General features: G+C 60.6%; 14 protein-coding genes and 2 pseudogenes. 10 read left to right on the top strand and 6 right to left on the bottom strand.

The genetic code is table 11. The features are described from left to right. The first annotated feature begins 16 nt into the window (after positions 1–16). From M5G11_RS27550 to arfB, 5 genes and pseudogenes are all read left to right on the top strand, one after another. Positions 17–552 (top strand): annotated as a pseudogene (locus M5G11_RS27550) (S-type pyocin domain-containing protein). 32 nt (positions 553–584) lie between these two features. Then, a pseudogene (locus tag M5G11_RS08680) lies at positions 585–812 on the top strand (bacteriocin immunity protein); the annotation flags it as partial. 87 nt (positions 813–899) lie between these two features. Continuing rightward, positions 900–1,154, top strand: a complete 255-nt coding sequence (locus tag M5G11_RS08675; RefSeq protein WP_273908938.1) for a bacteriocin immunity protein — start codon at positions 900–902, stop codon at positions 1,152–1,154. A gap of 700 nt (positions 1,155–1,854) precedes the next feature. Then, positions 1,855–3,273 carry an amino acid permease gene (locus M5G11_RS08670; protein WP_273908939.1) on the top strand — a complete coding sequence of 473 codons (1,419 nt, stop codon included), beginning with the start codon at positions 1,855–1,857 and terminating at the stop codon, positions 3,271–3,273. Between the two features lie 103 nt (positions 3,274–3,376). Beyond that, entirely contained in the window at positions 3,377–3,790 is a 414-nt protein-coding gene (gene arfB, locus M5G11_RS08665; protein WP_273908940.1) for an alternative ribosome rescue aminoacyl-tRNA hydrolase ArfB, read from the top strand. Here arfB and M5G11_RS08660 read toward each other — a convergent pair. The 5 genes from M5G11_RS08660 to phhA form a co-directional block, all read right to left on the bottom strand. After that, positions 3,784–4,986: an MFS transporter gene (locus M5G11_RS08660; RefSeq protein ID WP_273908941.1), complete on the bottom strand. Its 1,203-nt coding sequence runs from the start codon at positions 4,984–4,986 to the stop codon at positions 3,784–3,786. The two genes, arfB and M5G11_RS08660, sit on opposite strands and share 7 nt — an antisense overlap. Before the next feature lie 176 nt (positions 4,987–5,162). Next, positions 5,163–5,294, bottom strand: coding sequence for a hypothetical protein (locus M5G11_RS08655; RefSeq protein ID WP_273908942.1), 132 nt, complete (start codon positions 5,292–5,294; stop codon positions 5,163–5,165). Positions 5,295–5,539: 245 nt separating this feature from the next. Then, on the bottom strand, positions 5,540–6,733 hold the full coding sequence (locus M5G11_RS08650) for an amino acid aminotransferase (RefSeq protein ID WP_273908943.1): 1,194 nt from the start codon (positions 6,731–6,733) through the stop codon (positions 5,540–5,542). Next, entirely contained in the window at positions 6,733–7,089 is a 357-nt protein-coding gene (locus tag M5G11_RS08645; protein WP_273908944.1) for a 4a-hydroxytetrahydrobiopterin dehydratase, read from the bottom strand. The genes M5G11_RS08650 and M5G11_RS08645 overlap by 1 nt, the downstream gene beginning before the upstream one ends. 43 nt (positions 7,090–7,132) lie before the next feature. Continuing rightward, positions 7,133–7,921, bottom strand: a complete 789-nt coding sequence (gene phhA / locus M5G11_RS08640; protein WP_273908945.1) for a phenylalanine 4-monooxygenase — start codon at positions 7,919–7,921, stop codon at positions 7,133–7,135. A 275-nt stretch (positions 7,922–8,196) separates the two neighbouring features. Here phhA and M5G11_RS08635 point away from each other — a divergent pair, with 275 nt between their 5' ends. Continuing rightward, a complete protein-coding gene (locus tag M5G11_RS08635) occupies positions 8,197–9,756 on the top strand; it encodes a sigma-54-dependent transcriptional regulator (RefSeq protein WP_273908946.1) in 1,560 nt (519 codons plus the stop codon). Between the two features lie 121 nt (positions 9,757–9,877). Here the strand turns inward: M5G11_RS08635 and M5G11_RS08630 are convergent, their stop codons facing one another. Further along, complete coding sequence (locus M5G11_RS08630) at positions 9,878–10,138, bottom strand: DUF2790 domain-containing protein (RefSeq protein ID WP_273908947.1); 261 nt, start codon at positions 10,136–10,138, stop codon at positions 9,878–9,880. Between the two features lie 414 nt (positions 10,139–10,552). On the opposite strand from M5G11_RS08630, the gene acs reads away from it, so the two are divergent. From acs to M5G11_RS08610, 4 genes are all read left to right on the top strand, one after another. Next, a complete protein-coding gene (acs, locus tag M5G11_RS08625) occupies positions 10,553–12,508 on the top strand; it encodes an acetate--CoA ligase (RefSeq protein ID WP_273908948.1) in 1,956 nt (651 codons plus the stop codon). 550 nt (positions 12,509–13,058) lie between these two features. Continuing rightward, a complete protein-coding gene (locus M5G11_RS08620; protein WP_273908949.1) occupies positions 13,059–13,844 on the top strand; it encodes an ABC transporter substrate-binding protein in 786 nt (261 codons plus the stop codon). 90 nt (positions 13,845–13,934) lie between these two features. Continuing rightward, on the top strand, positions 13,935–14,624 hold the full coding sequence (locus tag M5G11_RS08615) for an ABC transporter permease (RefSeq protein WP_273908950.1): 690 nt from the start codon (positions 13,935–13,937) through the stop codon (positions 14,622–14,624). After that, a complete protein-coding gene (locus M5G11_RS08610; RefSeq protein WP_273908951.1) occupies positions 14,621–15,319 on the top strand; it encodes an ABC transporter permease in 699 nt (232 codons plus the stop codon). The genes M5G11_RS08615 and M5G11_RS08610 overlap by 4 nt, the downstream gene beginning before the upstream one ends. The last annotated feature ends 8 nt before the right edge of the window (positions 15,320–15,327 follow it).

Below are 15,327 nucleotides of genomic sequence, written 5' to 3'. Positions count from 1 at the left end.
TACTTCGGGCACCCCTATCATCCAGCCCGGTGACAGTTCCACTGCAAGTCCGGTGGTGCATCCTGAAATTCAGGTGTATCCGGGGGCTGTAGCTACGCCGGTTCAGCCACAGATTGAAACGTATCCAGCACTGGTCGACCTGGATTTCGATGACTACATTGTCTGGTTCCCGGCGGACTCGGGGCTCAAGCCGGTCTATGTCGCCTTCAGGGATCGTCGGGATGATCCTGGTGTGGCGAGTGGTAGTGGTGAGGTGGTTTCCGGGCGTTGGCTGGACGCGGCAGCTCGGCCAGCAGGGGCCGTGGTGCCGGTGCAAGTGGCGGATCAGTTGCGGGGGATGCGGTGCTAGCAGGACAATTTAGACTTGGGAATCTGTCCCTGCTCTCAAATGGCAAGGCGCCGATAGTCGTTTTTCGTGAAAAGGTTGGGAGAAGAAAAAAGTTCGAAATACATCATAAGGTTCATGTTTCAAAAGGTGGTGCTGTTTACGATGTTGATAATTTGAGGGTTGTTACGCCGAAGCGTCATGTTCAAATTCACTCGGGGAGATAAGGTATGGCCAATAAGGTTTTTCGGACTACACCGAAGCGGAGTTCCTTGCGCTGGTGCGAGCTATTTTTAATGGTGCCCAGCGGTCAGAGGAGGAGCATATTGATGATGTCCAGGAATTTGATCGTGTAGCAGAACATCCGTCAGGGCGGGATTTGATTTACTACCCGGAAAGTGACGGTGAGCCTACGCCTGAAAGTGTTGTTGGCGAGGTTAGGGAGTGGAGGGCGCAGAATGGCCTCCCGGGCTTCAAGGTTTCTTGAACTCTGCACTTCTGTAGGCGTTGTGTTGGCTTCATCGCCGGCAAGGCCGGCTCCCACAGATATACGCTCGAACGGAGAAGAGTATGGGTGGAAAAGTTATTTTCAGAATATACGGAAGCTGAATTTTTAGCATTGGTGCAAGAGATTTTTGACGGGGCTCAAAAAATTGAAGCGCAAAATATTAAAGACGTACTGGAGTTTGAGCGTGTGTCAGGACACCGTTCAGGCTCGGACTTGATTTACTTCCCGGTAAATGACGCAGATCTTACGCCAGAAAGTTTGGTTGATGAAGTCAAGACGTGGCGAGCAGAAAACGGTCTTCCCGGCTTCAAGATCGCTTGAGGTGCGCACAAGGTGTAGCCGCTGCCGTCAGGCTGCGCTGGAGTCCGTAAGGGCTCCCAAAGGCGGCGCCTGCGTTGCAGGCGAGCGCAGCCTGACGGCAGCGGCTACCGATCCTTGTGGTCAATTCCACAGGCAGCCGAGCGCTCTAGCTCAAGGCCTGTAAACAAAACAAACCATGTTGTAAAAATATCGTTACAAATTCCTGCGCATTCCCCAGCCCATTCCTTCCCAAGCCAGAGCCCGTAACAAAACCTTGCCGCAATCCTCGCGCCAAGCGCCTTTACGCTCACGTCAACGGCTTGCTCCGGCGCCCGTACAGCGGTGATATGTGCCCATTGCCATCGTGCAAAGCCCCGCCAAAGAGCAGGGCAAGACATAAGAACAAATGGAGGCGCCATGCACGCCGTACACGACCCCAGGCTTCATTTCTCCCGCCGGACCGCTGCGTCTTGTCATCAGACAGTTACGCAACGTGTTGACCCCTGCGTCAAAGCAAGGGTATACAATGCGCCGCGTTTTAACTGTGACCCAACTGCGTACCGCGCAACCTTGCTGACGCCGGGCTGATTCGCAAGGGCTTTTGCCCCACCGGAACACCCAGGTCCAAGATCCCAAGGCAACCACCTTGATAATTCCGCTGCGCCACGAGCGCGGTGGGTCCGATCCCGTCACAGATAAAAACAAACAGGTGACTCCGTTCATGAGTGGACAAAACTCGCATTCAGGTGAGCTCAAGCGTGGCCTGAAAAACCGCCACATCCAGCTGATCGCACTGGGAGGCGCCATCGGTACCGGGCTGTTCCTCGGCTCGGCCGGTGTGATGCAGTCGGCCGGCCCGTCGATGATCCTCGGTTACGCCATCTGCGGCTTCATCGCCTTCCTGATCATGCGCCAGCTCGGCGAAATGATCGTCGAAGAGCCCGTCGCCGGCTCCTTCAGCCACTTCGCCCACAAGTACTGGGGCGGCTTCGCCGGCTTCCTGTCGGGTTGGAACTGCTGGATCCTGTACATCCTGGTTGGGATGTCGGAGCTCACCGCTGTCGGCAAGTATGTCCACTACTGGTGGCCGGAGATCCCGACCTGGGTCTCGGCAGCCGCGTTCTTCCTGCTCATCAATGTGATCAACCTGGCCAACGTGAAAGTGTTCGGCGAGGCGGAGTTCTGGTTCGCGATCATCAAGGTAGTCGCCATCGTCGGCATGATCGGCCTGGGCAGCTACATGCTGGTCAGCGGCAGCGGCGGCCCGGAAGCTTCGGTTACCAACCTGTGGGTGCATGGCGGCTTCTTCCCGCATGGCGTCAGCGGCCTGATCATGGCCATGGCGCTGATCATGTTCTCCTTCGGCGGCCTGGAAATGCTCGGTTTCACCGCAGCTGAAGCCGACAAGCCGAAGACCGTGATCCCGAAAGCGATCAACCAGGTCATCTACCGCATCCTGATCTTCTACATCGGTGCGCTGGTCGTGCTGCTGTCGCTGACCCCGTGGAACAGCCTGGTCAGCAACCTGACTGCCGGCGGTGATTCGTATGCAGCCAGCCCGTTCGTACAAGTGTTCTCGATGCTGGGCAGCAACACCGCCGCGCACATCCTCAACTTCGTGGTCCTGACCGCGGCACTGTCGGTGTACAACAGCGGCACCTACTGCAACGCCCGCATGCTCTATGGCATGGCCGAGCAAGGTGATGCGCCTAAAGGCTTGGCGAAGATCGACAAGCGCGGCGTGCCGGTGCGTTCGATCCTGGCCTCGGCTGCGGTCACCGTGGTGGCCGTGCTGCTCAACTACCTGATGCCGCACAGCGCCCTGGAGCTGCTGATGTCGCTGGTGGTTGCGACCCTGGTGATCAACTGGGCAATGATCAGCTTCTCGCACTTCAAGTTCCGTCAACACATGGACCGTACCCAGCAGACCCCGCTGTTCAAGGCACTCTGGTACCCCTATGGCAACTTCCTGTGCCTGGCCTTCGTGGTCTTCATCCTCGGCATCATGCTGCAGATGGACGGCATCAAGGTCTCGGTCTACGCCATTCCGTTCTGGGTGGCGGCGATGTGGATCTGCTACCAGCTGAAAGGCAAGCGCACCCCGCGCGTGGCACCTGCCGCCAGCGCTGCGGCCAAGTAAGCTCCCGCGTGAACGCGAAAAGCCCGGCCCAGTGCCGGGCTTTTTGGTTTTGCCGGGGCAGGCGGGTATCCTGTGTGCCTGCTCTTCTTCAAAGCCAGGCCCCATGCTGATCATTTCCAATGCCGTGCACATCCCCGATGACGAGATCGAGCTGAACGCCATCCGCGCCCAGGGTGCGGGTGGGCAGAACGTCAACAAGGTTTCCAGTGCCGTGTACCTGCGCTTCGACAGCCAGGCCTCGTCGTTGCCGCCGTTCTACAAGGAACGCCTGCTGGCGTTCAGTGACAGTCGGATCACCGCTGAAGGCGTAGTGGTGATCAAGGCCCAGCAATACCGGACCCAGGAGCAGAACCGCGCCGATGCGCTGGAGCGGCTGCGCGAATTGCTCCTGGCAGCGACCAAGGTCGAGAAGGCGCGCCGCCCGACACGTCCGACCAAGGGCTCGAAAACCCGCCGCCTGGATGCCAAGAGCAAGCGCGGCACGATCAAGGCCGGGCGCGGCAAGATCGACTACTGAGGTTGGCTGACGTGTGCCGGGCGCAGGCGCGCCTGCTGGTACAGGTAGACGCTGAGCAGCAAGCCGCCACAGGCGGCAATGGCGGCGAACAGGAAGATCGAGGCAAAGCCGAAGCCTGCGGCAATCGCCCCGGCCAGCGGGCCGGTGATGCCCAGCGACAAGTCGATGAACAGCGAATAGGCACCCACCGCCGCGCCGCGATTGGAGGCGGGCACAAGGTTCACCGCTTCCACCCCCAGCGCCGGGAATACCAGCGAGAAGCCAAAGCCGCTGAGCGCCGCCCCGGCCAGCGCCAGCTCGGCGCTGGGTGCCATCCACAGCAGCAGAAGGCCGAGGGTTTCCACCGACAGGCAGGCGATGGCCACGCGGTAGCCGCCGATGCGGTTGATCAGGCTGCCGAACAGCAGCCGCGCGCAAATGAAGCTGGCGCCGAACAGGCTCAGGCACAGGGCCGCGTTGCTCCAGCTATGGCTGGCGTAGTACAGGGTGATGAAGGTGGCGATGGTGCCAAAGCCGATCGAGCCCAATGCCAGCCCCGAGCCGTGACCGAAGACCTTGCCCAGTACATGCAGGAATGGCAGTCGCTCACCGGCGACGATGGGTGCGGCCTGTTTCGGCCACGCTAGCGCCAGGCCAATCACGCAGAGCAGCAGGATGCTCGCGCCCATGCTCCACAAGCCAAATTGCTGCACCAGCAGTACCCCCAGCGGCGCACCGATGGCCAGTGCGCCGTAGCTGGCGATGCCGTTCCAGGAGATCACCTTGGCGGTGTGCTGGGCGCCGACGCGGCCGATGCCCCAGCCAATCGAGCCGGAGCCGACCAGGCTTTCCGCGCTGCCCAGTACCAGGCGGCCCACCAGCAGGCTGGCCAGGCTGAGCCAGGGCGCGTGTTGCAGCCAGGCTGAAAGCAGCATGAATACGCCGCTCAGGCCGCAGCCGGCCAGGCCGTAGATCACTGCGCGCTTGCTGCCCAGGTTGTCGATGATGCGGCTGGCATAGGGGCGGCTGAGCAGGGTGGCGAGGTATTGAACGCTGATCACCAGGCCGGCGATGACGGTGCCGAAGCCCAGTTCGTTGTGCACATAGCCGGGCAGTACGGCCAGCGGGATGCCGATATTCAGGTAACCGATAAAGGTGAACAGGACGATGGAGACGACTTGCAGGGTAACCGCCAGGGGGCGCGGTGACTGGGACATGGGAGGTCCGGTGGCTGACAGGCTGGGTTGCCTATCATAAGCCTGTGCGGCGGGTGGGGTGATGCGTGTGTGTGCTGAGCGAGGGCTTTTTCGATGAAATATTCTGGGGCCGTGTGAAAACCTTCAGTGGGGAGGGCCCCGGTAGATGTGGTTTTCACACGTCCTGTGCTGCGCGGTTATTCCTGGTCGGCGCTCGGGTTTTCGTCGCTTTCGGTGTCAGCCGCCTGGGCTGGTTCGGCGCTCTGGGGAGCAGGGGCCTGCTCGTCTTGGTTCAGGCTTGGGAAGGGAAAGTTCGGGATTTCATGCATCTCGTCGTTCCTCGCAAGTTTAAAGGTGGAAAGGCTGCGCAAGGCGCGCATGGCTTCAGGAAAGCCCGGGCAGGATACAGGAGTCTGGATGACAGTATGAGTTTTCCTGCCGATTGGCTGGGTTTTGCGGGTTCAGGCTGTTGCAGTGTTCTGGCTGGCCGCATCGCTGGCAAGGCCAGCTCCCACAGAGGAGGTGAGGCACAACCCTGTGGGAGCCGGCCTTGCCGGCGATGACGGTAGTGCTGCTAGCGACAGACGTCAGCGATAGCCGCAGCCAGCATCTCCAGTCGCGCCGCATCCGCCCCGGCCACGTTGGCCCGGCCGGTGCCGACCATGTACACGCTGTGCCGCTCACGCAATTGCTTGACCTGCTCCGGCGACAAGCCGGTGTAGGAGAACATCCCGCGTTGCTCGGCAATGTGCGCAAAGCGTTCACTCAAGCCATGCGGTGCCAGTGCCTGGACCAGGCCGACACGCAGCTCGGCAATGCGCTGGCGCATGGCTTCGACTTCTTCGACCCACAGGTGCTTGAGCGCCGGATCACCGAGAATCTCGGCCACCACCGCCGCACCATGGTCCGGTGGCGTCGACCACAAGTTGCGCGCGATCAGCGCCAGCTGGCTGCGTACATCCAGCAGTTTCTGCGCATCCTGGGCACACACCAGCAAGGCGCCGGTCCGTTCACGGTACAAGCCGAAGTTCTTCGAGCAGGAACTGGTGATCAGCAGCTCAGGCAGCTCGGCTGCAAACAGCCGCACCGCCCAGGCATCTTCTTCCAGCCCGTCGCCAAAACCCTGGTAGGCGAAGTCGATCAGTGGCAACAGCTCACGCCGGCGCACCACCTCCAGCACCGCCAGCCAATCGGCCTGGGACAGGTCGAACCCGGTCGGGTTGTGGCAGCAGGCGTGCAGCAGCACCACGTCACCCTGCGGCGCCGCTTCCAGTGCCGCCAGCATGCCGGCGACGTTCAGGCGGTTGTCTGCGCCAACATACGGGTAGTGGCTGATCTTGAGCCCGGCACTGGCGAAGATCGTTTCATGGATCGGCCAGGTCGGGTCGCTCAGCCAGATCCCGCGGCCCGGCAGGCATTGTTCAATGAATTCCGCCGCCAGGCGCAGGGCGCCAGTACCACCAGGTGTCTGGCTGGCGCCAACGCGTTGTGCGCCGATCAGCGGCGAATCGCCGCCCATTACCAACTCAGTTACCAGGCGGCCGAAAGCGGCATCGCCGTGGCCACCGACATAGCTCTTGCTGGCCTGGCTGGCGAGCAGGCGCTGTTCGGCCTGCTTGACCGCTGCCGGGATCGGCGTCAGGCCCTGGGCATCCTTGAACACGCCGACGCCGAGGTCGAACTTGTTCGGGTTGCTGTCCTTGGCGTATGCCTCCATCAACCCCAGGATCGGGTCGCCGGGTACGCGCGCGATCGCGCCGAAGTGCATTACTTGCGGCCTTCGGCGGTGCTCGCGACCTCGTCGGTGCGCGCGGCCATGATGAAGTCGTTGCGGTGCAGGCCCTTGATCGAGTGGCTCCACCAGGTCACGGTGACTTTGCCCCACTCGGTCAGCAGGCCTGGGTGATGGCCTTCAGCTTCGGAGATCTCGCCGACGGCATTGGTGAAGGCCAGGGCGTGCTTGAAATTCTTGAACAGGAAGACTTTTTCCAGCTGCATGATGCCGTCACGGACTTCGATGTTCCAATCCGGGATCTGCTTGATCAGTACCGGCAGTTCTTCGTCGCTGACCTGTGGGGCATCGGCACGGCAGGCATCGCAGTGGGCTTGGTTCAAGGCGTTCATAGGTTCTTCCGCAAGTGGTTTGTTATTGGTTTGCAAGGGTCGCTCAGGCGGCGACCTTCGGTGGGAATTTCGGGGCGTGCAAGCCCAGCTGCATACCTTGCTGGACCATGCCCATGATGTCTTCGTGGGCCAGGTCGAACAGGCGCTTGAGGTCCGGCAGCACGAAGTACACCGGCTGCAGGATATCGATACGGTACGGCGTGCGCATGGCTTCGAGCGGGTTGAACAGCTGGTGCTCAGGCTCGTCGGACAGGCTGTACACGGTCTCTTTCGGCGAAGACAGGATACCGCCACCGTAGATCCTGCGACCCTGCGGGGTATCGACCAGGCCGAATTCGATGGTCATCCAGTACAGGCGGGCCAGGTACACGCGCTGTTCCTTGGTGGCTGCCAGGCCGAGCTTGCCATAGGTATGGGTGAACTCGGCAAACCAGGGGTTGGTCAGCAACGGGCAGTGGCCGAAGATCTCGTGGAAGATATCCGGCTCTTGCAGGTAGTCGAGTTCTTCTTCAGTACGAATAAAGGTCGCCACCGGGAAGCGTTTGCTCGCCAGCAGTTCAAAGAAGGTCTGGAAGGGAATCAGCGCCGGTACGCGCTCGACTTGCCAGCCAGTGGTGGCAGCCAGCACCTGGTTGATCTCGGCCAGTTGCGGAATGCGGTCGTGGGGGAGGTTCAGCTGTTCGATGCCGTCCAGGTATTCCTGGCACGCGCGACCCTCGATCACCTTCAGTTGACGGGTGATCAGGGTATTCCACACCGCATGTTCCTGCGGCGGGTAATCGATAAAACCCTGCGCATCGGGCTCACGGGCCACGTAGTGCGTCTGTTTCATGCTGCTCTCCTGGTGAGGGCCTTTTTTGTTATGTGTGTGGCACAAGCCATGGCCCTAGAGATAGCCGGTTACCGGGGCTGGCGCACTACCCGTGGGGGCGCTGGCAAGATAACTGGCAGGTAAAAACTGTAACGCAAATTTTACGGATTCGCCGAGCATCTGCAATATCGGTGACATACGCGGCTGGGAAACGTCGATTTTGTAACGTATTCTTTACGAGAATTCGGACGTTTGTTCAGATAGTTTCCTCGGCACTCCCTCTTGTAGGACCTTTCATGCGTATCAAAGTGCATTGCCAGAACCGCATCGGCATCTTGCGGGACATCCTTCACCTGCTGGTGGAGTACGGCATCAACGTCGCGCGCGGCGAAGTGGGTGGGGACCACGGCAATGCGATCTACCTGCATTGCCCCAACCTGATCAACCTGCAGTTCCAGGCCTTGCGCCCCAAGTTCGAGGCGATCACCGGGGTGTTCGGGGTCAAGCGGGTTGGCTTGATGCCTAGCGAGCGCCGGCACATGGAGCTCAATGCCTTGCTCGGGGCGCTGGACTTCCCGGTACTGTCGATCGACATGGGTGGCTCGATTGTCGCGGCCAACCGCGCGGCGGCGCAGTTGCTGGGGGTGCGTGTAGACGAGGTGCCGGGGATCCCGCTGTCGCGCTATGCCGAGGACTTCGACCTGCCGGAGTTGGTGCGCGCGAACAAGTCGCGGATCAACGGGCTGCGGGTCAAGGTCAAGGGCGATGTGTTCCTGGCCGATATCGCCCCGCTGCAATCGGAGCATGACGACAGCGAGGCGCTGGCGGGGGCGGTGCTGACGCTGCACCGCGCCGACCGCATTGGCGAGCGCATCTATAACGTGCGCAAGCAGGAGCTGCGCGGTTTCGACAGCATCTTCCAGAGCTCGAAGGTGATGGCTGCGGTGGTGCGTGAAGCGCGGCGCATGGCGCCGCTGGATGCGCCGCTGTTGATTGAGGGCGAAACGGGCACCGGCAAGGAGCTGCTCGCGCGCGCCTGTCACCTGGCCAGCCCACGAGGCCAGGCGCCATTGATGGCGCTCAACTGTGCCGGGTTGCCGGAGTCGATGGCCGAGACCGAGCTGTTCGGCTATGGCCCAGGCGCCTTCGAGGGCGCGCGGGCGGAAGGCAAGCTGGGCCTGCTGGAGCTGACGGCGGGCGGAACACTGTTCCTCGATGGTGTGGGCGAGATGAGCCCGCGCTTGCAGGTAAAGCTGCTGCGCTTTCTGCAGGACGGCGGCTTCCGTCGTGTAGGCAGTGACGAAGAGGTGTACCTGGATGTGCGGGTCATCTGTGCGACGCAAGTGGACTTGTCTGAGCTGTGCGCGCGTGGCGAATTCCGTCAGGACCTCTATCACCGCCTCAATGTGCTGTCGCTGCATATCCCGCCGCTGCGCGAATGCCTGGATGGCCTGCCGCCGCTGGTGGAGCACTTCCTTGATCAGGCCAGCCGACAGATCGGCTGCCCGTTGCCAAAACTGGCGCCGGCGGCGATGGAGCGGTTGAGCCAATACCATTGGCCGGGCAATGTGCGCCAATTGGAGAACGTACTGTTCCAGGCGGTATCGCTGTGCGATGGCGGGGTGGTCAAGGCCGAGCACATCCGTTTGCCGGACTACGGCGCACGCCAGCCGTTGGGCGAGTTCTCGCTGGAAGGCGATCTGGCGCAGATTGTCGGGCGCTTTGAAAAGGCCGTGCTGGAAAGTTTGCAAGCGGAATTCCCGAGCAGTCGGGCATTGGGCAAGCGTCTGGGGGTTTCGCACACCACTATCGCCAACAAGTTGCGCGATTATGCAGTGGGGAAGAATGCTGAATAAGTGGGTGGCTGTTAATGCTGGCTTAATTGCAGCGAACTAATACACGCTGTTAGTTGTGCAGTTTACCCAAGGGTGCGCCTCGCTCCTTCGAGCGGAGGCGCAATACCCGGTCAGTGTTCCATTAACCGTTGGAGCAGCCGTTACCCATCACGCGATATTCAAGAACATGCTTCTGGCCCTGCGAATCCTCGTAGGTCATGCGTGCCGGAACCACTTCGCAGACATTCGGGACTTCGCTCATGGAGATGACCTTGGCGATGTCCAGGTGCTGCGAGTAACTGTATTGTTCAACCGGAATTTGCTCGGCCGAGGTGTTTGCAACTTCATCGGCCATAGCCGAAGCGCAAACACTAGCGAGTGCCAATACCAGTAAAGCTTTCATGTTCAATTTACCTGTCTAAGGTCGTAAGGGGTTGCCTGGCACTTGTGGCGCCAGGTCGGAGTACTGTGAACTTTCTGAGTTATCGCGGGATTAACAACGCCTTCGTGGGGGCTGTAACGGAAAGTTAATCGCGTTGCCGTTGCTGGCGAGGTGAATTTTAGGCAGGGCAGGGCGGCTGAAACAGATGGCGTTTTGATAAACACTGTTGGCAGAAACTGTAACAATCGCTTTGGTGGCCTTTGGCGCGTTTATTTTTTGCCTTTACCAGTGTTGGCACTACCGTCCTAGAGCCTTCGCTGCAAAAGCCAGGACGAAATGCAGCTGGTGTTACTACCAACGTCGAATGGCCTTTCGCGCTCTGGTACAGTTAAAACGAGGTCATACAAAAACAACTATTACACCGAGGTAACAAAGATGAGTGCGGCTCCCCTGTATCCCGTTCGTCCCGAGGTTGCGGCCACCACGCTGACCGACGAGGCGACCTACAAGGCCATGTACCAGCAGTCGGTGATCAACCCCGACGGCTTCTGGCGTGAGCAGGCCAAGCGCATCGACTGGATCAAGCCCTTCACCAAGGTCAAGCAAACCTCCTTCGACGACCATCATGTCGATATCAAGTGGTTTGCCGACGGCACTCTGAACGTTTCCCACAACTGCCTGGACCGCCACCTGGCCGAGCGTGGCGATCAGTTGGCAATCATCTGGGAGGGCGACGACCCTTCCGAGCACCGCGACATCACCTACCGTGAGCTGCACGAGCAGGTGTGCAAATTCGCCAACGCCCTGCGTGGCCAGGATGTGCACCGTGGTGATGTGGTCACCATCTACATGCCGATGATCCCCGAGGCCGTGGTCGCCATGCTGGCGTGTGCACGCATCGGCGCCATCCACTCGGTGGTGTTCGGCGGCTTCTCGCCGGAGGCACTGGCCGGGCGCATCATCGACTGCAAATCGAAGATCGTCATCACCGCCGACGAAGGCCTGCGTGGCGGCCGTCGCACAGCACTGAAAGCCAACGTTGACCTGGCGCTGACCAACCCGGAAACCAGCAGCGTGCAGAAGATCATCGTGTGCAAGCGCACCGGTGGCGAGATTGCCTGGCACCAGCATCGCGACATCTGGTACGAAGACCTGATGAAAGTGGCAGCCAACCACTGCGCACCGAAGGAAATGGGCGCTGAAGAAGCGCTGTTCATCCTCTACACCTCCGGCTCCACCGGCAAGCCGAAGGGTGTGTTGCACACTACCGGTGGCTACCTGGTGTACGCGGCCATGACCCATGAGCGCGTATTCGATTACCGTCCGGGCGAAGTCTACTGGTGCACCGCCGACGTTGGCTGGGTCACCGGGCACAGCTACATCGTCTATGGCCCGCTGGCCAACGGCGCGACCACACTGCTGTTTGAGGGTGTGCCGAACTATCCGGATATCACCCGCGTGTCGAAAATCGTCGACAAGCACAAGGTCAACATCCTCTACACCGCACCGACCGCAATCCGCGCAATGATGGCTGAAGGCCAGGCCGCAGTGGCCGGGGCTGATGGTTCGAGCCTGCGCCTGCTGGGCTCGGTGGGCGAGCCGATCAACCCGGAAGCCTGGAATTGGTACTACAAGACCGTCGGCAAGGAACGTTGCCCGATCGTCGACACCTGGTGGCAGACCGAAACCGGTGGCGTGCTGATCAGCCCGCTGCCAGGTGCCACGGCGCTCAAGCCGGGCTCGGCGACCCGTCCGTTCTTCGGCGTGGTGCCGGCGCTGGTGGACAACCTGGGCAACCTGATCGAGGGCGCTGCCGAGGGCAACCTGGTGATTCTCGATTCGTGGCCAGGCCAGGCGCGTTCGCTGTATGGCGATCACGATCGCTTTGTCGATACCTACTTCAAGACCTTCCGTGGCATGTACTTCACCGGTGACGGCGCACGTCGCGACGAAGACGGCTACTACTGGATCACCGGCCGTGTGGATGATGTGCTGAACGTCTCCGGCCACCGCATGGGCACGGCCGAGATCGAGAGCGCCATGGTTGCCCACCCGAAAGTCGCGGAGGCGGCGGTCGTCGGTGTGCCGCACGACATCAAGGGGCAGGGCATCTATGTGTACGTCACGCTCAATGGCGGTGAGGAGCCGAACGAGGCGCTGCGCCTGGAGCTGAAGAACTGGGTGCGCAAGGAGATCGGCCCGATTGCTTCGCCGGACGTGATCCAGTGGGCGCCAGGGCTGCCGAAGACCCGTTCGGGCAAGATCATGCGCCGTATCCTGCGCAAGATCGCCACGGCCGAGTACGACGGCTTGGGTGACATCTCGACGCTGGCAGACCCGGGTGTGGTGCAGCACCTGATCGATACGCACAAGACCATGAACGTTGCGTAAGTCGTAAAGCATCGCGGGGCCAGCCCGCTCCCACAGTGGCCAAGGTGCCTGTTGGAGCGGGCTGGTCCCGCGATGGGTTCACCACAAGGCCCCGCCTGGCGCATCCAGGCGGGGCCTTGTGCGTTCTGTTACTCCGACATTCATCGGTAACCTTTCTGTCACCGCAATCGCCCACAAACGGGGCAAAGGGAAACGTTCCGGCTCGATTTCAGGGCAAATCCCGCCTCGATTTCATCAGGCTTAAACGCTACGCTTGCCGGATTAGAAGGCTTTGCGAATAATAGGCCCAGTTATTGCTTCATTGATAGGTTATTTGTCTGTCGCTTTTGCATATCTTGCGAAAGCTGTCAATATCTCCGGGTTGTACTTCCTGCGCTTCTGTAACTAGTTGTCGCATTGAAGAAATATCGGCTTCGGAGCTGTCGCTAAAATGCCGATCACTCGCTCGTGGCGTGTCGACCTCTTCGCACCCATGCAGCTCGCGTTGTACCCATTCGCATATCGGGCAGTCGTACTGCCTCGTATTGCCCTTTACCGATGGAGTTCCCAGATGAAGAAACTCGCACTGCTTGGCGCCCTGGCGCTGTCCGTGTTTTCCCTGGTGTCGCTGGCTGACGAGAAACCGCTGAAGATCGGGATCGAGGCCGCCTACCCACCGTTCGCCTCCAAGGCGCCGGACGGCAGCATCGTCGGCTTCGACTACGACATCGGCAACGCCCTGTGCGAAGAGATGAAGGTCAAGTGCACTTGGGTCGAGCAGGAGTTCGACGGCCTGATCCCGGCACTCAAAGTGCGCAAGATCGACGCCATCCTGTCGTCCATGTCGATCACTGACGATCGCAAGAAGTCTGTCGACTTCACCGGCAAGTACTACCTGACCCCGGCTCGCCTGGTGATGAAGGCCGGCAACACGGTCAGCGACAGCCTGGTTGAGCTCAAGGGCAAGAAGATCGGCGTACAGCGCGGTTCGATCCATGACCGCTTCGCCAAGGAAGTCCTGGGTGCTCAGGGCGCCACCATCGTTCCTTACGGCACCCAGAACGAAATCTACCTGGACGTCGCCGCTGGCCGTCTGGATGGCACCGTGGCCGATGCTACGCTGTTGGAAGATGGTTTCCTGAAGACTGACGCTGGCAAAGGCTATGCGTTCGTTGGCCCATCGTTCATCGATCCGAAGTACTTCGGTGACGGCATCGGTATTGCCGTGCGCAAAGGCGACAAAGCCAACCTGGACCGTCTGAATGCCGCCATCCTGGCCATCCGCGCCAACGGCAAATACAAAGAGATCCAGGACAAGTACTTCAACTTCGACATCTACGGCCCAGAAGCCAAGTAAATCGTCGTCGTTTCACCTGTGTAATGGTGCAAGCAGCAGAGACTCTGAGGTTTGCACCATTTTTTCATCCCTAAGGTCGAGGACCTCATCATGTTGAAAGGCTACGGGGCAGTCATCCTCGATGGAGCGTGGCTGACGCTACAGCTCGCCTTGTCGTCCATGGCACTGGCCATCGTGCTCGGCCTTATCGGTGTGGCCCTGCGTCTGTCGCCGGTACGCTGGCTAGCCTGGCTGGGTGACCTGTATTCCACGGTGATCCGCGGGATCCCCGATCTGGTATTGATCCTGCTGATCTTCTACGGCGGCCAGGACCTGCTCAACCGTGTCGCGCCGCTGGTCGGCTACGACGACTACATTGACCTCAATCCGCTGGTAGCGGGTATCGGCACCCTGGGCTTCATTTTCGGTGCCTACCTGTCGGAAACCTTCCGCGGCGCGTTCATGGCCATTCCCAAGGGGCAGGCCGAAGCCGGCATGGCCTATGGCATGAGCGGCGTGCAAATCTTCTTCCGGGTGATGGTGCCGCAGATGATTCGCCTGGCGATTCCCGGCTTCACCAACAACTGGCTGGTCCTGACCAAGGCGACGGCACTGATCTCGGTGGTCGGCCTGCAGGACATGATGTTCAAGGCCAAGCAGGCGGCCGATGCCACCCGCGAGCCTTTCACCTTCTTCCTGGCAGTGGCGGCGCTGTACCTGGTGATCACCAGTGTCTCGCTGCTGGCCCTGCGGTACCTCGAGAAGCGCTATTCGGTTGGCGTAAAGGCGGCTGAACTATGATCTTTGACTACAACGTCATCTGGGACGCCATGCCGCTGTACCTGGGTGGCCTGCTCACCACCTTGAAGCTGCTCGCGTTGTCGTTGATCTTCGGCTTGCTGGCGGCGATTCCACTGGGCCTGATGCGCTGCTCCAAGCAGCCGCTGGTGAACGGCATCGCCTGGCTCTACACCTATGTCATCCGTGGCACGCCGATGCTGGTGCAGCTGTTCCTGATCTACTACGGCCTGGCCCAGTTCGAGGCGGTGCGCGAAAGCTTCCTGTGGCCTTGGCTGTCCAGCGCGACCTTCTGCGCCTGCCTGGCCTTCGCGGTCAACACCAGTGCCTACACCGCCGAAATCATTGCCGGCAGCCTGAAGGCCACGCCGCATGGCGAGATCGAAGCGGCCAAGGCCGTGGGTATGTCACGCATCCAGATGTACCGCCGTATCCTGCTGCCGTCGGCCCTGCGCCGCGCGCTGCCGCAATACAGCAACGAAGTGATCATGATGCTGCAGACCACCAGCCTGGCGTCGATCGTTACCCTGATCGACATCACCGGTGCTGCGCGAACCGTCAATGCCCAGTTCTACCTGCCGTTCGAAGCCTACATCACCGCCGGCGTGTTCTACCTGTGCCTGACCTTCATCCTGGTCCGCCTGTTCAAGCTTGCCGAACGCCGCTGGCTCGGCTACCTGGCGCCGCGCAAGGGCTGAGGCCTGCG

This window comes from Pseudomonas fontis (assembly GCF_028656955.1).
Lineage (GTDB): Bacteria > Pseudomonadota > Gammaproteobacteria > Pseudomonadales > Pseudomonadaceae > Aquipseudomonas > Aquipseudomonas fontis.
This window is presented reverse-complemented; position numbering and strand designations above follow the sequence as displayed.